Below are 20,009 nucleotides of genomic sequence, written 5' to 3' on the forward strand. Positions count from 1 at the left end.
AATGAAATACACACCCGCAAGCGACAGTTTGAACCTCGTTCCTTTCGTCAGTGTGCACCACATGATGGAACTGGTTCTGGAGATCGGGGTCGAGCGCTTCCTGGCCGAATTGACCGATTACATCGAAGAGGATTTCCGGCGTTGGGAGGATTTCGACAAGACACCGCGTGTGGCCTCCCACAGCCGTGAGGGGGTTATCGAGCTGATGCCGACGAGCGACGGCAAACATTATGGCTTCAAATATGTGAACGGTCATCCCAAGAACACGCGTGAGGGCCGGCAGACGGTGACGGCGTTCGGCGTTTATGCCGATGTGGGCAATGGCTATCCGTTGTTGATTACCGAGATGACCATCCTGACCGCGTTACGCACCGCGGCCACCTCCGCGCTGGCGGCGAAATATCTGGCGCCGGAAGGGTCGCGTACCATGGCGCTGATCGGCAATGGCGCGCAGTCCGAGTTCCAGGCGATGGCCTTCAGGGCCGCCCTCGGTGTCGACCGCCTTCGGCTCTACGACATCGATGGTGATGCAACAGAAAAATGTCTGCGCAATCTGCAAGGGTTGGGTTTCGAAATGGTCCCGTGCAGCACACCCGAAGAGGCGGTCGAAGGGGCTGACATCATCACCACGGCCACGGCCGACAAGCAGTATGCCACCATTCTGACCGACAACATGGTTGGCGCCGGCGTGCACATCAACGCCGTGGGCGGCGACTGCCCCGGCAAGACCGAGCTGCATCGCGACATTCTCACCCGTTCCGACATCTTCGTGGAGTATCCGCCGCAGACCCGCATCGAGGGTGAAATCCAGCAGCTTGCGGAGGATCACCCGGTGGAAGAACTGTGGCGGGTGATCGCCGGTAAGGTGAAAGGGCGTCGCGAGCCGCGCCAGATCACGCTCTTTGATTCCGTCGGTTTCGCGACCGAGGATTTTTCCGCACTGCGCTATGTCTATGACCGCGTGCGCGAGACCAATCACTTCATCGAGCTCGACCTTCTGGCCGATCCCGATGAGCCGCGCGATCTTTTCGGCATGCTTCTGCGCTTCCCCGGTTCGTCGCTTCTGGCGGCGAAGAAGGCTGGCTGATCAGGGTGTCGCCACATCTTCCACCGTCTGCGGGGGCAGGTGCAGATAGTGCGCCACCTTGCGTTTTGAGGCGATGTCGCGCCACACAAGGCCCACCTGCCGTTCGCTGAGACCCGTGGCGCAGGCGACCTTCTTGGCCGGAACGTCGTGGTCGAGGCCATAAAGGCACAGGTCCATCTCGCGATAGGGCAGGGCGAAATAGAACTCTTCCTGGGATTGGGCGAGTGAATAAGTGTCGGTTGTCGGCATGCGCCGGCGGATCTCGGCAGGCACGCCCAGATGTTTTGCGAGCTGGTAGACCTGTGACTTGTAAAGATGGGCGATGGGCTTCACATCGGCGGCGCCATCGCCATTTTTCACGAAGAAACCCTGGTCGTATTCCAGCCGGTTCGGGGTGCCGATTACCGCATAGTTCAGCCGGTCGGCATGATAGTATTCCAGCTGCTTGCGGGTTCGCTGCTTCATGTTGGTGGCAGCGACAATGCCGAGATATACTTCGGGTGGAAGCCGGTGTTTTTCGACCGTGCCGTCGGGCCTCCGCACAACAAGATATGAAATATTGTAGGCCTTGGTGGTGAGCGCATTGGCAATGGCGATCTTCATCGACCAGCCCGGCCCGAACTCCGGCACCACTTGGCGGATGAAGGCGTTGCGCCGTTCATAGCAGCCCATGGCTTCCAGCGTTGGGCCGATATCTTCAACGGCGCTTTGCAGCCTGAAAGTGCTGGCCACTTCCTGTCCCAACCGGAGGCTTTCCGGATCCGAGTCATATTCCGGCATGAACAGGCAAAAGACGCGTTCCGGCCCCAACGCCCGGGCGGCAAGGGCTGCGCAGACGCTGGAATCGATGCCGCCCGACAGGCCGAGCACTAAACCGCGTTTGCGCAGGTTCGTTCGGAGCTGTGTACGCAAAGCCGTGATGATGCGGTCGGTTTCGGCAACGACGTCGATTTTCAGAGTGTCTGTGGAGAAGCAGATGTTCATGTGATTCTCATGGCCTCCATGGCGGCAAGGCGGCGGCTGATCTTTCCATTCGCCGTCTTTGGCAACTCCGCCTGAAAAATGAATGATTTCGGCACCATCACGTCCGGTAATCGCTGCTTGCAGAAGCGGGCAAGCTCCTGCTTGGTAAAATCGGGGGAAGCAGGCACCACGAGGGCGTCCAGCCGGTGGCCGGAGACCGGGTCGGGCGTGGTGAAGGCGATGGCCTCGCGAACGCCGGGGCAGGCCGAAAGCACGGCATCCACCTGCCTCGGCGATACTTTCTCCCCACGGATCTTAACCACTTCGTCTTTGCGGCCGATGAAATAGAGGAACCCTTCCGGGTCGCTTTTGAACAGATCGCCCGTGTAAAGAAACTTGCCTTTGCCGTCCGGGCCAGCGCGCAGCGCGCGGGCGGTTGCGTTTGGATCGTTCCAATAGCCTTGCATGACATGAGGCCCGCGGATGATCAGTTCGCCGGGAATGTTTGGCGCGGCCTCATTTCCGTTTTCATCCACGACAAGGGCCTCTGTGCGCGGGAGAGCCTTGCCAACGGATGTGGGACGTCGGTCGAGCTGCTCCGGGTCGAGAAACGTTGCTCTCGCGCATTCCGTGAGCCCGTACATGGAGTAAAGGCGCGCAGCGGGGAAGAGAGCGCGGAGTGCTTCGATATGGGCGGGCGGCAGATGCGCCGCAGCATTGGTCATGTAGCGCAGTGCCGGCAGACGCTCGGGACCCACTCCCTTGAGCACGGCAAGCATAGCCGCCATGGTGGGCACCAGAGGAAAACCGGTGACACCCTCGACACACGCCTTTTCGAGGATTGCATGAGGATAGGCGAAGCTCTTTTCCAGAACGAGCGTCGCGCCACTGCGTATCGCGACGAGGAGCTGATAGAGCCCGTAGGTGAAAGACAGTGGCAGCGCCGATAGCACCACATCGTGATCGCCGTTGCCCAGGTAGCCGGCGATGATTTCTGATGCCGCGTCGACATTGCGGTGGCTCATCATGACGCCTTTGGGCATGCCGGATGAGCCGGAGGTGTAGATCAGAAAGGCGAGGTCGTGGTCATTCTCCTGACCGACGGGTAATGGCGCTTCCAATTCGAGGCAAGTCTCGAACGCAACGGCGTCGTGCGGAACCAAAGCGCCCGACCGCGCTATGATTGAGAGGGGTTTGTGGCCCGCTGCCACAGTCGCCTCATCACAGTACTTGACGTGCCTGGCTTCGCATACCAGGACCTTGGGCAGGCAGTGACTTAAAACGTGGGCGAGGCCCTGCGCCCTCACTCCGGGATTAACAGGAACAACAACTGCGCCTGCCTTTAAACCCGCGAAGATGGCGACGGCCATCTCGGAGAGATTGTCCATGAAAAGGACGATCCGGTCGCCTGGTTCTACCGCATGAAGGCTTAAGGCACCCGCCATGCGCTCGGACAGATGATCGAGATCGGCGAAACTTAACCGCTCAGACCCTGCTACAAGAGCCGTGGCAGAAGGGGCAATGGCTGCCCGGGCCCGCAGGAAAGCCTCGACGCGCATTGGAGTGCCTCCCGACCTAGGTACTCGCGGCGGCTTTCGCCTTGCTCTTCCCGGCGACAAATGCGGTCAGGCGGGCAATCGTGTCAAAGTTCTCGGGCACGATTTCCGGATCCGCCACCTCAACCGAGAAATGCTCTTCCAGAAAAGACACCATCTCCAGAATGCCGGTGGAATCAACAATATCGTTCTCGATGAGAGACGCATCGTCGCCGGGAATCTCGCTCTCATCGCCAAACAGAAAGTTTTCGACGATGAATGCGCGAATATCGGCGTTGATCTGCTGTGGCATGGTGCTTCCTTTCACGGTCAGACAGGAACCGCCAGGGTCTCGTCCGTTCTGCGAAACTGCCTGGCGAAATGCTGGGACCAAAGCTGCGTTGAGAGGATGCCGACAAAAGCGGCGTTGTCACGAAAACCGGTGAAATTACTTAGCCGGCTTTTTTTAAACAATCTGGTCGATTTTTCAACGTCGAAGACGCCGGTTTCTTCCAGGGCTGTTTTTTCGAATGCGGCTTTGACGTAATCGGGTGCCTTCGCCGTGAAGGCATTGGCTTCCGGCGCGCGGTAGGGCTGCTTCGGCCGCTCGGCGATCCGTTCGGGTATCGTGCCGCGCATGGCCTCCCGGAGAAGATGTTTTTCCCGAAGTCCCCGGAGCTTGATGTCGGCCGGAACGCGTGCAGCGTGTTCCACCAGCCGGTGGTCGAGAAAGGGGAAACGCGTCTCGATGCCATTCGCCATGGCCATGCGATCGCCCTGGCTGGAAAGAATATAGCCAGGCAGAAGAAAACGGGTCTCCAGATACTGTGCCTGGTGCAATGGGTGCCATTCGCGAAACGCCTCTGGCAGCGTGGATGCAAGCTCATCGGCGGCGCTGTAGTCGCCCAGCTTTTTCTTTATGGCTTCCGAGAAAAAAAGCTTCGTGCCCGCGGTGCTCCGCAAGCGTGGCCGGTGGGAATAGAGCGGATCATCAAGGCAATCCGTGGTGATGCCGAAATAGGCCGCCAGATAGTCCGGCGTCTGGCGTTTCAGATTGGCGAGATAAGGGTAGATGCGGCGAAACAGATGCGGGCGCAGCTGCGAGCCGGACTGCCGCGCACAAAAACGGCGGATGCGCGCTTCCTTGAAAATGTCATATCCGGCAAAGATCTCGTCGGCACCTTCGCCGGAAAGGACCGCTTTGATCCCCTTTGATCGCACAAGAGAGGAGAGCCGGTAGAGGGGGGCGGGGCCGGTTCTCAGGATCGGCAGTTCGGCGTGCCGGATGACTTGCGGAAAGACCGAGGCGATCTCATCAGTGTTGCAGTCCACCGTATGGTGAGCGGTTCCCAGGACATCCGCCATCTCGTTTTGAAAACCGCTTTCATCGAAAGCGGGGTCGGAAAACGTTACGGCGAAGCTTGATAGACCGGCCGGTGCCATGCGTTTGGCGAGGGCAGCTATGAGGGATGAATCAAGTCCCCCTGAAAGATAGGTCCCGACTTGCACGTCGGCGCGCAGACGTATGCGTGTGGCGTCTTCCAACAGCGCGCGTGTTTCTTCTCTCATCCGATCTTCGGAACGATCGTGATGGATATCGGAGAAATCCAGGTCCCAGTAGCGCTGAATCCGCGCTGCACCGTTATCCACGATCATCCGGTGCGCGGGGGGCAGTTCGCAAATTCCCTCGAATGCCGTGCGTGGCGGAATGGGGGCCCAAAGCGTAAAAATCTGGTCGAGTGCCAGAGGGTCGAGGTGCGCTTCGATACCGGGCACGGCCAAGAGTGCCTTGATTTCAGAGGCGAAGTAGAAGCACCCGCGATGCCATGTGTAAAACAGGGGGCGCACACCGAAGCGATCGCGTGCTAGAAAAAGCCGCTCGTTCTGGGTGTCGTGGATTGCAAAAGCGAAATCGCCGTTCAGCTTTTCTACGCAAGCTGGCCCGAGGTCGCTGTAAAGGTGGAGAACCACCTCGGTGTCGCTTTTGGTGCGAAAATGGTGCCCGCGACTTTCCAGATCCTGTCGCAGTTCGAGGTAGTTGAAGATTTCGCCATTGTAGGTGATGTGCAGTCGTCCGTCGGCGCTCGCCATGGGCTGCTGACCATCGGCCAGACCGATGATCGCGAGACGGCAATGGGCCATGCCGGCACGGTCAGCAATGTGAATGCCAGCTTCATCGGGGCCGCGGTGAGCAATGGCAGCAGACATGGCCGTCAGGAGCATCCTGGCTTCCCGAGGAGGAAGGCCCGCGCCGCAATATCCTGCGATTCCGCACATCGATGTCTTTACCCCCGAGGACTCAACTGCCCAGTCTCCAATTCCTGGATGTGCTTCAGTCGAAGCGATCCCCGAGGAGCCGGGTCCAGGATTCTCCCGCAAAGCCGTTGAGAAAAGCTTGTCCAGTGACAAACGGCTCGAGAAGCGTCCTGTCCTTTGCATGAACAATACTGGAGGAAGCATGAACAAACGCAAAGCGGCGGCCGAGCATGGCGTTTACGAGTGCAGGTTGACCGCGACCGCGCAGAGCGACCAGACCGCGTTTGGTGGCGTCGTCCAGCAGCGTGTCGAGCACGGAGCCTTCGTGTCCCGGCAATGACAGGACCTGAATGACACGACCGATGCCGCCTTTGTTTCCGTAATACACAAAGAACCCGACGGTTTTGCCGCCGCGGGAGAGCACCTTGCGACGCACCATCGTGCCGTAATTGGCTTTGCGTTGTGCTTCAACGACCATCCGTTCCAGCTCGCTTTGCGACCATTCGGGATGAAGGGCGAAAGTGGTAGCGAATGTCCGGATCAGCGACACAGTCTCCGCGGTGTCGGTGTCTTCGCTTACCAGAGCAGTTTGCGCAAATTCGCCATCGGCCACATGCGTCCATTGTGGTGGAGAGCCTCTGCGGCGCAACAGGGCGTCAAAAGGGCGGGCCAATGGACGCGTAAGGGCGGCCGGAGCGAAAGCGTTCGCCGCTATGGCGGCCATGAAGCCGGCCGGGCGAAGAATGCGCAGCCATTCCAAGCTATATTCGGTCAGGATCGTTCCGCGCAGCCGGCGCCACATCGCGGTCGAGACATCATTGGCGGTTTCCGTGAGAGAAAGGTCCTGTGGGCCCGACTGGAAGGCCCGAAGGAGGCGTGCGCCGGCATAGGGGTCGTCTTCGTGTCGGTCGACCATGAAGCTTCCGCCTATAGCGCTTCTGAGTGTCTTTCCCCGATAGGTGAACCGCATGGGAAGCACGCCCATGAAGCCGTTGACCTTTCCATCCTCACGGAGATGGACCAATGAATGGATTCCGTCGGCCCGGCATGGGGGATCGAGAAACAGTTCTCGAAGATAGTCGCGCATGCCCTGTGGAGCGGGGTCACGCCTCTTGCGCAATATGCGCTGAAGCATCTCAGACACCGCAGGAATGTCGTCCTGTTCCAATGGGCGAATATCACTCATGGAAAAAACACGACAATTCGCGCCTCGGTTGAACATTGTGTACTCGGGACACAGTCTGTGACCTAAAGTTGTTTACGAAGTCTTTTGCCTCAAAAAGTTTTGTGCAAGGCGGAACACCGACCGTGTATCATCACAAGCAAGGCAGCCAGAAGACTGCAAACGGGAACACGAACAACAACACCGGGCTTAATGAATCTTCGTCATATAGAGGTTTTTCACGCCATCCGACTTGCCGGCTCCATTAATGCGGCAGCAGAGCGCCTCAACGTGTCGCAGCCGGCATTGAGCCGCACACTAAAACACGCAGAATCTCTCCTTGGCTTCAAATTGTTCGATCGGGTGAAGCAGCGCCTTGTGCCGACCCGTGAGGCGGAGCTGCTCTTCTCGGAAGCCGTGGATGTGCACGGTGCTCTGGAACGGTTTCGCACGCTCGCGCGCAACCTGGGCCGCAATCCGGACGATGTTCTGCGCGTTGGTTTTCTTCCCAGTCTGGGCGTGGGGCTTGCTCCGAGGGTCGTTTCGCATCTTCCCAAGCATTGGGAGGGGTTCAAGGTCGAGCTCTTCACCCATCATTATGATGTCTTGGTCAGACGCCTGCGCGCGCTCGATCTCGACCTTGCCGTGGCTTTCAATATCATGGAGACGCCAGGCATCAATTCCATCCCGGTGGGCACGATGAGCCTCACCTATCTTGAGACTGACGATCCTGCAGTTCCCGCAGCGGCGACACCCGTCTCATTGGGGGAAATCGACATGCAGACCTTTGTGGGGCTGGAGAAGGAATCGCCTGTCGGCACCTTTCTAAAGTCTGCATTCGATGCGGAAGGTGTTCCCTACGAACCGCGCATATCTGTCCATACCTATTCCGTAGCTGCAGCTTGTGTGAGTGAAGGCGTCGGCTGTGCCATTGTGGACGAGTTCTCCGCGCGTTTCACGAGAGGTGTGCGGCTGCGGCCGCTCAAGCCGGACCTGAAATTCACGATTACCGCCCTGACGTCGGAAAATCGTGCTGTGTCCAATGCTGAGGAAATGTTCATCAAGATCCTGAAACTGGCCTGTCAGGAACTTCATCGGGAGACCTGAACAGGTGAGGCGGCTCAGGTCTCTCCGCGCGCCACGAAGTGACCGCCGCGAGCGCCGGTCACTTCACCATTGGCAAGCACCGCCACTCCGTTGACAAAGACATGCTCTATACCGGCTGAAGCGCGGTCAGGCGTGTCATAATCTGCCAGATCGAGGACGGTGTCGGCATTGAAGGCGACGAGATCGGCGTAAAACCCCTCCTGCAGCCTCCCACGACGGGCGAAGCCAAAAATCTGGGCGGGCAGAGACGTCATTTTGCGAATCGCTTCTTCAAGCGGCAACACGCCATCCTCGCGTACATATCGGCCAAGAACACGCGGAAATGTCCCCCAGAGGCGCGGGTGAGCTTGCGGGCCGGGAATGCCGTCAGAGCCGATCATTGTGCGCGGGTGCTGCATGATGCGGTTGATATCTTCAGGCGACATCTGGAAATAGATGCCGCGCGCAGGGGCGAGCCTACGGGCAGCCTCCTCCTGATCGCAGCCCATCTTCTCGGCGACTTTGGAGAGCTCCATCCCATTGCATTCGGGATGGCTCCCTGAATCGATAACCAAAATGCGTTCTGCATGGCGGGTCAACTCGGGCAGAAGCACCGTGGAACTGGCTTCGTAAGGATAGACATCCATCGCGATATCTTGCTGTTGCAGTGCCTTGTCGATCATTGCCAGTGTCTTGACTGACCGGCCATAATTCTGGCGACCGATGCATTTGTGATGTGAAATGACGACCGGAACGCCGGCGGCTTGGCCAATGGCAAGGGTTTCTCCGACGGCCTCCTCGACCCCGTCGCGCTCGTCCCGCATATGCGTGACATAAAGCGCTCCTGGGAACGCCGCGAGGGTTCGGGAGAGGGCTACCACCTCCTCGGTGGGCGCGTGCCGTGCAACGGGATAGGCAAGGCCCGTGCTCAAACCCAGAACGCCCGCCTCCAGCGCCTCTTCCAGAAGTACACGCATGATGGCGATCTGGCCTTCTGAGGCGGGTTTTCCGGTATCTTCGAGCGTCATGGCGCGAAGCGTGCCATGACCGGCAAGAGCGGCAACGTTGACTGCGACATTGGCTGCGTCGACCGCACTGCGATAAGCGGCGAAGGAACCAAAACGGTAGTCTTCCGCTGTGCCGAGAAGGCCAAGCGGCGGCACCAGTTCGGCAGGCTTTTCATAGGGCGCGAGGCTGATGCCGCAGTTGCCGACGATCACACTGGTCACGCCTTGTGTGATCTTGGGTTCCATCGCGCTGTCGTTCAGCACTGCAAGATCGTCATGCGTGTGAACGTCGATAAACCCGGGGGCAAGGCTGAGACCGTCAAGGTCAATGGTTTGGCTGCCACTCCAGCCGGAAACGTCACCGACCGCGGCGATGCGGCCATTGCAGAGTGCCACACCGCCGCGGGTCGGTGGCCCCCCCAGGCCATCGAACAGCAAGGCGTTTTTCAAAAGCGTGTCGCATGTGGTTTGCGTCATCGGGAACTCCTTGCCGATTGTTGTTGCTTAGGCAGCCGAGAGGTCGGGCTGCCGGTTTGTGGTCGAGAGGCTCTTTTCGAGAGCTGTACCCATTGCGAGCAATTGTTCCTCGCCAAAGGCGCGTCCCATGAGCTGCACGGAAAGGGGCAGACCATCTGTGGTGAAACCCGCTGGAAGGGCGAGACCACAAGCTCCCACGTAGTTCGCGGGCCGGCCATAGGCTGCGAGTGGTACCGTGGCCTCGTCCACCTCCGCTAACGGGATCGCGGGGAAGGGGAGCGACGGCGTGAGCAGAGCGTCGAACGGCTTCATGAATTCGGCATAGACCGCTTTCATGCGCCGGTGATCAGCAAGGGTCTCGATGTAATCATTGGCGCTGATGGCTGCGCCGGCAAGTACACGCTGCCGGACATAGGGCCCGATGGGGACGCTTTCGTCATGGATGTACTCACGGTGAACCGCGTAGGATTCCGCCGCGATGATGCGCCCGTTGCGTTCGGTCATATCGTTGAAGGAAAAGGGCAGATCGGCGGGGACGAGCTTGACGCCTAGCCCTGCCAGCGCTTCCTTTGCACGGTCATAGGCGGCCTGGCTTTCGGCATCGAGCGCAAGCGGAAAATCCTCCTCGCGCATGACGGCAACCTGCATGCCCTGGGCGCGCATTTCCTTCCATGCGCCGGAGATGAGCGGTGGTGCGAGGCGGGTGGCCGGGTCCTCAGATTCGGTTCCGGAAAGTGCTTCAAACAATAGAGCCGCATCCTCGACGGTGCGCGTCATCGGACCGATGGAATCGAGCGTGGCTGAGAGCGGGAAACACCCCTTGAGGCTGATGCGCCCAAAGGTCGGTTTCAGGCCAACAAGCCCGTTGAGGGCGGCGGGGATGCGCACGGACCCGCCCGTATCGCTGCCAAGGGCGGCGGGCGCGAGACCGGCCGCCACCGCCACACCGGAGCCGCTGGAGGAACCGCCGGGAATACGGTGTGTCTTCATGTCCCACGGGTTGCGTGGCGTGCCGCAAAGCGGATTGGTACCCCAGCCGCCGAAGGCGAACTCCACCATGGCTGTGCGCCCGATGGGGATCATGCCGGCGGCGAGCAGCCTGCGCATGACGATGGCGTCGGCGGTGGAGCGTCGGTCCTTCCAGGCCTTGCTGCCCACCGTGCAGATTTCATCCTGCCAGTCGATGAGGTCTTTCACGGCGATGGGGAGCCCGTGAAGAGGGCCGTAGACCACACCAGACGCGCGCAGCCTGTCCAGCCCCTCCGCCATGGATAGCGCCCGATCGGCATCCACATGCACGAAGGCGCCGAGGGCCTTGTCGTGCCGGGCTATGCGCTCCAGAAAATGCCGGGTGATCGTGGTGGAGGTGAGCGAGCCTTCGCTCAACGCTTTTGAAAGGTCTGCAAGGGACGCGAATGACGGATCCATGATGTTCTTTTCTTGGAAAATGCGCCCGACCTCGAGGGAGACGTTTCGAAAGCCGGGCGCCAAGTGGCTAGAGCATCGGTGTGAAAACTGGAATCCGGTTTTCCGGCATTCCGATGCTCCATAGTTAATCCAGATCGTCCTTTGTGTGTCCGGACGGACGCAGGGCGATCTAGTCGCGTTGATCCCAACCAGGGATCGGGTAGATGGGCTCGGCAACGGCGACTTCTTTAGGCCACACGGTCACGAGCCCCTTGCCCGGCTGCAACTGCACCACCGGGAAAGGCATTTTGAGCTGCTTGCCGGTTTCGTCGATCGCGTAGGGACCGGCGAGAACCGTCAGATTGTCGCTGAGTTCCATGGCCGCCTTCTTGAGGTCGGCAGCGTTCAGGCTTTCCGCGTTCTCGATGATTTCTCCAGCGATGACGCCGGCGCCATAAGCGAGAACGGTCTGGAAGTCGGGCTCATAGGAAACGTCCGGGAAGAGCTTTTCGTATGCGGCGAGGAAACCCTCACGATCAAGCCCTGCATCCACTTCCCAGTTGATGGTGGGGTGGAAGTTGGTGTGGCTGTAGATGTACTGCGCATCGTCGCCGATCTCGATGAACTGCGGCGTCGAGGCATAGACCATGAACGAGAACGGAAAGTTCACATTCATCTGGCGCATCTGCCGCACCATCGAGATGAGATCGCCCTCATAGCTGGTCGGGAAGAACACGTCTGCTCCGGCGGCGCGTGCCTTCTGCAGAAGCAGGCTGAAATCCTTCGTGCCCTTCGGATAATCCTCCTTCAGGACCACTTCCATGCCGAGCTTCTCGGCGATGGCTTCGGCACCGTCGGCAAGGCCGGCGGGAAAGGGCTCATCCACATTCACAATGGCAACCTTCTTGCCGCCCAGCGCTGCGGCGGCCTCAAGGCCGGCCGACGGCATGCGCGAAACTGGCATCTGGGTTGCCGAGACGATGTTCTTGAAGCCCTGATTATAGAGTGCATCGGAAGCGGCGGACCAGATGACCATGAACTTGTCGAGCCGCTCGGTCACGGTGGCGGCGGCAGCCGTCAGGGTGGAGCCGAAAGGCGCCATCAGAAGGTCGACGTCCTCATTGGCGATCAGGTCTTCATAAACGCGGGCAACCATCTGTTTGTCGGAGCGATCGTCGCGCTTCACGAGTTCGATGAGGCGCTTCTCGCCATTCACTTCCAGGCCGCCATTGGCGTTGACTTCATCGACCCAGATTTCCACGCCACGCACGCCCGATTGCGATGCGAGGGCGAAGTTTCCGGACGACGAAACCGTCATGCCGATCTTGATCTTTTCCTGCGCCTGGCCGGCCACCGGCAGTGCAAGGCCTGCAAGCAGCGTGCCGGCCATGAAGGTACGTTTGGTTATGGTCCACATGGGCATTCCCCTTTTGTTGCTATTGGAAAGACGACGCCTCACACGTCGATCTTGTAGTTCATCCACTCGGCGACCATCTCCTTGAGTTGTCCGTCGGTGGCAAAATCCTCCCGGCTCCCCTCCGCCTTGTTGCGGCCAAGCTCCAGGATGTAGAGCTTGTCCGAAATGGTTGCGCATTGCCGCACGTTCTGATCGACGAGGATGATGGTTGCCCCCTGGTCTGCGAGATCGCGGGTGAGCGCGTAGATGTCCTTGGAAATCTTCGGGGCGATCATGGCCGTGGGCTCATCGAGCAGGATCACCTTCGGCTCGGTGACGAGCGCACGCGCGATTTCCAGAAAGCGCTGCTGGCCACCGCTCATGGAACCGGCCAGGCTGGAGCGCTTTTCCTTGAGGATCGGGAACCGCTCGAAAATGCCGTCGATGGCGCGGTCGATGCGGGCCTTGTCCTTGCGGAAGGGCCAGCAGCCCAGTAGCAGGTTGTCGTAGACCGACAGACCGGCAAAGGCGCTGCGGTTCTGCGGCACGAAGGACACGCCCTCAAGCGCGCGCTGGAACGCCTTGAGATTGGTGATGTCGCGGCCGCCCATGCTGATCGTGCCGGATCTGGTGGAGAGAAGGCCGAAAATCGTCTTCAGAACGGTCGACTTGCCGGCCCCGTTCGGCCCGATAATGCCGGTGACCTTGCCGGGCTTGGCCCGCAGCGCCACGTCCTTGAGAACCGTGATGTCTCCGTTATAGGCGACGGAGATGTTCTCCATGCTCAGTTCAACGCCATGCATGGTCAGGCTCCCAGATAGGCTTCGATGACGTCCGGGTTCTTCTGGATCGCTTCGGCATTGCCCTCAGCGAGGACATGGCCTTCGTGCATGACCAGAATGTTGTCAGACAGTTCGTAGACGGATGTGAGATCGTGGCTGACGAGCAGCACCGAGCAGCCCACCTCCTGCGGCATTTCGCGGATGATGTTGATGAGGAGTAGCGCGAGGCTCGGATTTACGCCGGCGAAGGGTTCGTCCAGCAGCACCAGCTTCGGATTGGCCACCATGATGCGGGCGAGTTCCAGAAGCTTCTGCTGGCCGCCGGAAAGCTCTTCCGCATAATTGTGACGCAGCCGGTAGAGCTCCACTTTCTTGAGCCAGTAGGCGCTGACCTCGGCGATCTCGGCGTTGCTCATCCCTTTGTTGAGGAGCGCGACCGAGAGGTTTTCCAGGAGCGACATTTGCGGGAAGATCCGTGGCACCTGAAAGGTGCGGCCAACGCCCTCGGAAAAGACCGCATGAGGGGCTTTGCCGATGAGGCTCACACCGTCCAGCGTGATCTTTCCGGATGTGGCGTCGTAAAGACCGTTGATGCAGTTGAGCATCGTTGTCTTGCCGGAGCCGTTCATGCCCAGAACGCCGAGAATTGAGCGGTCGGGGAGGGTGAGGCTGATGCCGTCGAGCGCTGTGACGCCACCGAATTTCTTTACGAGGTTTTCGACTTTCAGCATGACATCACCGCGAGTTCTGCACGCCGAACAGGCCGGCGGGGCGAATGAGAATGACGGCGATCAGGAGCACGAAGCCGAGGAGCATCGCCACGGTTCCGCTGAAGAACACCATGGCCGTCTGCTCGGCGAGGCCAAACAGGATGCCGCCGGCGACTGCGCCGATCGGATGGCCGAGGCCGCCCAGAACGATCACGATGAAGCCGATCAGGGTGTAGTCCTGGCCGATGAAGGGGGAGAAGGAGGGGAAGATCATCGACACGAGGATGCCGGTGATGCCCGCCAGACCAAGGCCGAGACCGAAGGTCAGGGCCGAAAGGTGGTTGAGATCGACCCCGACGATCTGGATCGCGTCACGGTTCATGATGATGGCGCGCAGCGCCTTGCCGGGCAGCGTGCGGTAGAGGAAGAATGCCAGCGCTCCGGTGACCACGACCGCAACCGCAAGGCCAAGCAGCTTGGTGGTCGGCAGGATGATGTTGCCGAACATCAGGAAGGGCGGGTCGAGCGTGAAGTTGAGCGAGCGTGCATCCGCCTCGAAGGCGAGCAGCATCAGCGCGCCCAGCACGAGCGACAGGCCGAACATGACCAGAAGCGACGCGTGTTCGGGATCGTTGGAGCGCGCAAGTCGCTTCACCAGCACGAAGTAGAGCCCATAGCCCATCAAACCGAAGACGATGAAGATCAGCGGCAGCGCAAGCAGGGGGGACAGGCCAAGCCAGGCCTGGGCAAAATAGGCGCCATAGGCCCCCAGCACGATGAATTCGCCATGAGCGAAGTTGACGACGCGCAGGACGCCGAAGATCACGTTGAGGCTGACGCCGATCAGCGCGTAGATCAGCCCGACGACGATGCCGTTGACCAGGCCTTGAAGCAGAAGTTCGTTCATCTTTGTTTCAATCCTGTGGGTCTTACGGAATGAAGCGCCGGAAGCGCGAGAAGCGCTGGGCGAAGGCCCCGACAATGCCCCGCGGCAGGAGCAGCATCAGTGCTATGATGACCACGCCGAGAATGAGCAGGTTGAGGGTCGGGAAATGCCGCCAGATCAGCTGGTCGATACCATAGAGAGCCGAAGCGCCGATGATCGGGCCGACAAGGAAGCCAAGTCCACCGGCCATGGCGTAAACGATGCTCTTGGCAGTGACGAGAAGATTGAAGGAGGAATCGAGGTCGATAGCGTTGGTGTACCAGGCTTCCACGCCGCCCACGAGTGCCGGGAACATGGTGGCCATGATCCAGGCTTTCAGCCGGGTGGCCACCACGTTGACGCCAACCACCTCGGCCGCCTCGCTGTCATCACGGATGGCGCGAAGCGCCGTACCGAGACGCGACATGGATAGCCATGTGCCTGCCGCAAGCGCGCCCAACAACACGATGAACATGGCGTAGTAGGCTGCCACCGGATTGTTTGCCGCGGAGAGAATGAGACCGAGGCTGCCGCCTGTAATCTCACTTGGCATGAGTGAGATCGCAAGCTTCATCGCCATCGCCAGTGCAAGGCTGACAATGCCGAAATAGACACCCTTGAGCCGGAGTGTTGGCGCGACCAGGAGACCGATGACAATGCCGGCAACGGCAGCACCTGCAAGGGCCACGGGTATGGGCAGGCCGAACGTCTTGTAGAGAACGCCGGTGGCGTAAGCGCCAACGCCATAGAACGCCACATAACCAAAAGGCATATACCCAGCCATGCCTGCGACGAAGTTGAACGACGTCGCCATGGTCAGCCACAGCATCATATAAAACAGAAATGACAGATTGCTGGCGAAGAGTGGAGCCGGCAAAAAGATGGCAACAATCACTGCCACCACGATGCCCCATATCAAGAATTTGATATGATTTGATTTTTCAGTACTTCCTTGGGGCGCGGACAACGATACATCTGTACCCTCCCGCGTCTCCTGAGCTTGATCTGTCACTGTGGGACCTCAATAGGGAACGCTTTCCACGACCCTATAGCGCAAGAAAAGCGCTGTCCTATCGCAATTTCAGACTCAATTATAACGAAATGACATAACTGATTTTGACGGCGCGAGAACGCACCGTATCCGGGTGTTGGATACGGCGCTTTGATCTGATGCCCGGCGAAGGCCGGACAAGGGTTTCTTGTAAGCTCCGGTGCTTAGGCCGACAGTGCGTCCCTGGGCAGTTCGGCGAGCGCCTTGTCGAGGCCGGTCTTGAAACGGGCGAGCAGGTCGTCGACTTCACCCTCTGAAATGATTAGGGGCGGGCAGAACGCCATCGCATCGACCATGGCGCGGCTGATGAGGCCGGCCTCCTGAAGATGCGCGTTGACCAGTGCGCCAAGCGCGCCGGGCGTTTCGAGCGCCGTCTTGTTCTCCTTGTCTGTGACGAGCTCGACGGCGGCGATGAGACCGACACCGCGCACTTCGCCGACCAGCGGATGATCGGCAAGGGCAGAAAGCCCGTTGCGCAGGCGTTCGCCCATGCGTGCGGCATTGCCCACCAGATCGCGCTCCTCGATGATCTTGAGGTTTTCAAGCGCAACGGCTGCGACAACCGGATGGCCGCTGGCCGTGTAGCCATGGCCGAGCGTGCCGATGCGGTTGCTTTCTTCCATGATCGGCTCGAACACCCGGTCGTTGATCATCAGGGCCGAAGCCGGCAGGTAGGACGACGAAAGCTGCTTGGACATGACCATGATGTCCGGCTTGATGTCGTAGGTGGTGGAGCCGAACATGGTGCCCGTGCGGCCGAAGCCGCAGATCACCTCGTCGGCGACCAGCAGGATGTCGTACTTGTTCAGGACAGCCTGCACCTTTTCCCAGTAGGTGGCCGGCGGAACGACCACGCCGCCGGCGCCCTGCACCGGCTCGCCGAAGAAGGCGGCAATGGTTTCGGGGCCTTCAGCCAGGATCGTCTCTTCCAGTTCCTTGGCGAGGCGGGTTGCGAATTCTTCCTCGCTCTCGCCAGGCTTTGCCTCACGCCAGTGGTGCGGTGCGGTCATGCGCAGTACGTTCGGCACGATCAGGTCGAAGGATTTGTGGTTTGCCGGCAGGCTGGTGAGGCATGCGCCGGCGATGGTGACGCCGTGATAGGCACGGTTGCGGACGATGATCTTTTTCTTTTCCGGCTTTCCGAGCGCGTTGGAGCGATACCAGATCAGCTTCAACGCCGTGTCGATGGCTTCCGAGCCGGAATTGGTGAAGAACGCCTTGCTCATCGGCACCGGGGCCATGCCGATCAGCTTTTCGGAAAGCTCGATTACCGGCCCGTGGGATTTGTGCGTGAAGGTGTGGTAGTAGGGCAGCTTCTCCATCTGCTCGGTCGCGGCCTTCACAAGGCGCTTTTCATTGAAGCCGACACCGACGCTCCACAGGCCGGCCATCGCCTCGATATACTGCTTGCCATTGTTGTCGTAGACATTGACACCTTCGCCGCGATCGATGATCAGCGGTCCGGCCTCAAGATGTTTTTTCGCATTCGTGTAAGGATGCAGGTGATAGGCGATATCGCGCGCTTCTGGGGAATTGGGCTTGTCGGTCATCGGCTTGTCCTGCGTGTGAATGCGGTTATCGTTGTTGGATGATCCGGTTTCCGGATCTCTTCCCATGTCCTCTAGCGGTAGCACTCATTTTTCGACGAGGCAATTATGTGTTCAATATTTTGAGCGTCATTTAAAAGCCCGAGCTCCAAATTCGAAGAATTTCCGATGTTTTTGCGTTGTATATTGATTTCAAGGGCAATATCTTGAACGATATATCGCGCTGCGCAAAACATGAACAGGTTGGCGCAAGACGAAACGAGCGAAGGACATATGGACGATTTCGACATCGGATCGCGCCTCAGGGCCATGCGCACCGCAGGCAATCTTTCGCAACGCCAGCTTGCCGAACAGGCCGGTGTTCCTCATGCACAGATTTCCAACATCGAGAAGAACAAGATCAGCCCCTCCATTTCGACCCTGCGCAAGGTGCTTGGAGGGATGGGCGTCAGCATGGCGGATTTCTTCGAGCCCGAGCGGGAGGACAATCCCGGTCCTTTTTTTGGCAGGGACGATCTGATCGACCTCACGTCGCGGGTGGCGATCAATGCAAAAGCGCCCGAGAGCGGGCTTCTCGTCCTGCGGCAGATCGGCGATGCGCGGCTGCACAATCTCCAGATCCTGCACGAGGTCTATGAGCCTGGGGCGGACACGGGCGAGACCATGCTCCAGCATGCCTCGAGCGAGGGCGGCTATGTGGTGGAGGGGGAGCTGGCGCTGACCGTGGGGGATGAAATGCGCATTCTGAAGGCCGGCGAGGCCTATCTGTTCGACAGCCGCCAGCCGCACCGTTTCCAGAATCTCTCCGACAGGCGCACAATCGTCGTTTCCGCCTGCACGCCGCCTTATCTTTGATGGTCCGTCTTCAACAGGCTGGACCAACGCAACGCAATCATGGCCCTGTTCGCGCAAGGCGCTGCTTCTAAACTTCGCGCATGACGTTTTCGGGGAACCTGATCCGCCCGGAAATGGTTGGCTCGTAAAACGAGGGTTTCCGATGGCCGGTCTTTTGATCTCGAGACGCAATCTTCTTCTTGGCGCGGGCGGTGTGCTGGCGACTTCCGGCCTGCCGCTGCACATGGCATGGGCAGAGGAAGCACCACGCGGCGGACGGCTGGTGGTGGCGGCTGATTCCGAGCCGCGCACGCTGAACCCGGCAATCGTCGCGTCGAACGGTGTGTTTTTCATCGCCAGCAAGGTGATTGAGCCGCTGGCTGAAGCCATGATGGATGGCGAGGGCGGGCTTGCGCCACGCCTTGCCACAAGCTGGGAAGGCTCCGAAGACGGGCTTTCCATCACCTTCAAACTGCGCGAGGGCGTGACCTGGCACGATGGCGCGCCGTTCACCTCTGCGGATGTGGCCTTCTCCGCGATGGAGGTCTGGAAACCGCTGCAAAATCTCGGCCGCGTGGTGTTCGCCAATCTCGACACGGTGGAAACGCCCGACGCGCATACCGCCAACTTCCGCTTTTCCGCACCCACGCCGATCCAGCTCATTCGCAATGCGCTGCCGGTGGTGACGAGCGTTCTGCCAAAGCATCTCTATGAGGGCACGGACATTGCCGCCAACCCGGCCAACAAGGCGCCGGTGGGAACGGGGCCGTTCAAATTCGCCGAGCACAGGCCCGGCGAATATTACCGCCTTACCCGCAATGACGCCTATTGGGGCGAGGGGCTGCCGAAGCTGGACGAGATCATCTTCCGCGTTCTGCCCGACCGGGCGGCGGCGGCTTCCGCGCTGGAGGCAGGCGAAATCCAGCTTGCCGCCTTTTCGCAGGTGCCGCTGGTGGATCTGGAGCGCATTGCCAATGTGCCGGGGCTGAAAGTGATGACGGAAGGCTATGAGGCGCTGACCTATCAGCTTGTGGTGGAGATCAACCACCGCAACGAGATCCTCGCCGACCGGAAGGTGCGGCAGGCCCTGTCGCACGCCATCGACCGGGATTTCGTGGTCGATACGGTGTTTCTTGGCTATGCGCAGGCGGCCACCGGCCCGGTGCCGCAGAACGCGCCGCAATTCTACAATCCCGATGTGAAGCCGTATTCCTTCGACATCGAGCGGGCGAACAGGCTGCTTGACGATGCGGGCTATCCGCGCGGCGAGGATGGCAAGCGCTTTTCGCTGCGGCTCCTGCCCGCGCCCTTCTTCAGCGAAACGCGCCAGTTCGGCGATTATCTGCGGCAGGCGCTCGGCAAGGTGGGCATCGATGTGACGCTGGTAAACAACGACACGCCGGCGCATCTGAAGGCGGTCTACACGGATCATGATTTCGACATTTCTGTCGGCTCCCCGGTGTTTCGCGGCGATCCGGCCATCTCGACCACGATCCTCGTGCAGTCGGGCATTCCCGACGGCGTGCCGTTTTCCAATCAGGGCGGCTATGCCAATGCCGAACTCGACACGATCATCGATCAGGCTGCAGAGACCATCGACACGGAAGCGCGCACGGCGCTTTACAACGACTTCCAGCGCATCGTGGTGGAAGATCTGCCGTTGATAAACGTTGCCGAATGGGGCTTTACCACGGTTGCCCGTGACACGGTTCTCAATGTAGGCAACAATCCGCGCTGGCCGGTCTCCAACTGGGCGGATACGGCACTCGCTTCCTGAGAACGCA

General features: G+C 59.8%; 17 protein-coding genes. 4 read left to right on the top strand and 13 right to left on the bottom strand.

Translation table 11 applies throughout. The annotated features are described in order from the left end of the window. Window position 1 precedes the first annotated feature (1 nt). Window positions 2-1,087 (top strand): ornithine cyclodeaminase, encoded by a 1,086-nt coding sequence (locus H7H48_RS07050; RefSeq protein ID WP_229448273.1) that lies wholly within the window; start codon window positions 2-4, stop codon window positions 1,085-1,087. Here H7H48_RS07050 and nadE read toward each other — a convergent pair whose 3' ends face one another. Genes nadE through H7H48_RS07075 form a run of 5 tightly spaced genes read right to left on the bottom strand, consistent with a single transcriptional unit; the run spans window position 1,088 to window position 7,027 of the window. Continuing rightward, a complete protein-coding gene (nadE, locus tag H7H48_RS07055) occupies window positions 1,088-2,071 on the bottom strand; it encodes an NAD(+) synthase (RefSeq protein WP_229448275.1) in 984 nt (327 codons plus the stop codon). Beyond that, complete coding sequence (locus tag H7H48_RS07060) at window positions 2,068-3,609, bottom strand: class I adenylate-forming enzyme family protein (RefSeq protein ID WP_229448276.1); 1,542 nt, start codon at window positions 3,607-3,609, stop codon at window positions 2,068-2,070. The genes nadE and H7H48_RS07060 overlap by 4 nt, the downstream gene beginning before the upstream one ends. 16 nt (window positions 3,610-3,625) lie before the next feature. Next, window positions 3,626-3,898, bottom strand: coding sequence for an acyl carrier protein (locus H7H48_RS07065; RefSeq protein WP_229448278.1), 273 nt, complete (start codon window positions 3,896-3,898; stop codon window positions 3,626-3,628). Between the two features lie 17 nt (window positions 3,899-3,915). Continuing rightward, the gene (asnB, locus tag H7H48_RS07070) at window positions 3,916-5,862 is read right to left on the bottom strand and encodes an asparagine synthase (glutamine-hydrolyzing) (RefSeq protein ID WP_229448280.1); all 1,947 of its coding nucleotides are present in this window, start codon (window positions 5,860-5,862) and stop codon (window positions 3,916-3,918) included. A 55-nt stretch (window positions 5,863-5,917) separates the two neighbouring features. Then, entirely contained in the window at window positions 5,918-7,027 is a 1,110-nt protein-coding gene (locus H7H48_RS07075) for a hypothetical protein (RefSeq protein ID WP_229448284.1), read from the bottom strand. Window positions 7,028-7,216: 189 nt separating this feature from the next. Between H7H48_RS07075 and H7H48_RS07080 the strand changes: the two genes are divergently transcribed. Next, on the top strand, window positions 7,217-8,110 hold the full coding sequence (locus H7H48_RS07080; protein WP_229448286.1) for a LysR family transcriptional regulator: 894 nt from the start codon (window positions 7,217-7,219) through the stop codon (window positions 8,108-8,110). 14 nt (window positions 8,111-8,124) lie between these two features. Here the strand turns inward: H7H48_RS07080 and H7H48_RS07085 are convergent, their stop codons facing one another. The 8 genes from H7H48_RS07085 to H7H48_RS07120 all read right to left on the bottom strand — a co-directional run bounded on the left by H7H48_RS07085 (window position 8,125) and on the right by H7H48_RS07120 (window position 17,394). After that, the gene (locus H7H48_RS07085; protein WP_229448292.1) at window positions 8,125-9,573 is read right to left on the bottom strand and encodes an amidohydrolase family protein; all 1,449 of its coding nucleotides are present in this window, start codon (window positions 9,571-9,573) and stop codon (window positions 8,125-8,127) included. A 27-nt stretch (window positions 9,574-9,600) separates the two neighbouring features. Then, the gene (locus tag H7H48_RS07090) at window positions 9,601-11,001 is read right to left on the bottom strand and encodes an amidase (protein WP_229448294.1); all 1,401 of its coding nucleotides are present in this window, start codon (window positions 10,999-11,001) and stop codon (window positions 9,601-9,603) included. Window positions 11,002-11,170: 169 nt separating this feature from the next. Further along, entirely contained in the window at window positions 11,171-12,397 is a 1,227-nt protein-coding gene (locus tag H7H48_RS07095; RefSeq protein ID WP_229448295.1) for an amino acid ABC transporter substrate-binding protein, read from the bottom strand. Window positions 12,398-12,435: 38 nt separating this feature from the next. After that, a complete protein-coding gene (locus H7H48_RS07100) occupies window positions 12,436-13,179 on the bottom strand; it encodes an ABC transporter ATP-binding protein (protein ID WP_229448296.1) in 744 nt (247 codons plus the stop codon). 2 nt (window positions 13,180-13,181) lie between these two features. After that, window positions 13,182-13,889 carry an ABC transporter ATP-binding protein gene (locus H7H48_RS07105; RefSeq protein WP_229448297.1) on the bottom strand — a complete coding sequence of 236 codons (708 nt, stop codon included), beginning with the start codon at window positions 13,887-13,889 and terminating at the stop codon, window positions 13,182-13,184. A gap of 4 nt (window positions 13,890-13,893) precedes the next feature. Beyond that, window positions 13,894-14,775, bottom strand: a complete 882-nt coding sequence (locus H7H48_RS07110) for a branched-chain amino acid ABC transporter permease (protein ID WP_229448298.1) — start codon at window positions 14,773-14,775, stop codon at window positions 13,894-13,896. 22 nt (window positions 14,776-14,797) lie between these two features. After that, on the bottom strand, window positions 14,798-15,694 hold the full coding sequence (locus tag H7H48_RS07115; protein WP_229448299.1) for a branched-chain amino acid ABC transporter permease: 897 nt from the start codon (window positions 15,692-15,694) through the stop codon (window positions 14,798-14,800). A 314-nt stretch (window positions 15,695-16,008) separates the two neighbouring features. After that, a complete protein-coding gene (locus tag H7H48_RS07120; RefSeq protein ID WP_229448300.1) occupies window positions 16,009-17,394 on the bottom strand; it encodes an aspartate aminotransferase family protein in 1,386 nt (461 codons plus the stop codon). Between the two features lie 270 nt (window positions 17,395-17,664). On the opposite strand from H7H48_RS07120, the gene H7H48_RS07125 reads away from it, so the two are divergent. After that, window positions 17,665-18,246 carry a cupin domain-containing protein gene (locus H7H48_RS07125; RefSeq protein WP_229448301.1) on the top strand — a complete coding sequence of 194 codons (582 nt, stop codon included), beginning with the start codon at window positions 17,665-17,667 and terminating at the stop codon, window positions 18,244-18,246. Between the two features lie 142 nt (window positions 18,247-18,388). Beyond that, the gene (locus H7H48_RS07130) at window positions 18,389-20,002 is read left to right on the top strand and encodes an ABC transporter substrate-binding protein (protein ID WP_229448302.1); all 1,614 of its coding nucleotides are present in this window, start codon (window positions 18,389-18,391) and stop codon (window positions 20,000-20,002) included. The last annotated feature ends 7 nt before the right edge of the window (window positions 20,003-20,009 follow it).

The sequence above is a fragment of the Nitratireductor sp. B36 genome (assembly GCF_020833685.1).
GTDB lineage: Bacteria > Pseudomonadota > Alphaproteobacteria > Rhizobiales > Rhizobiaceae > Nitratireductor.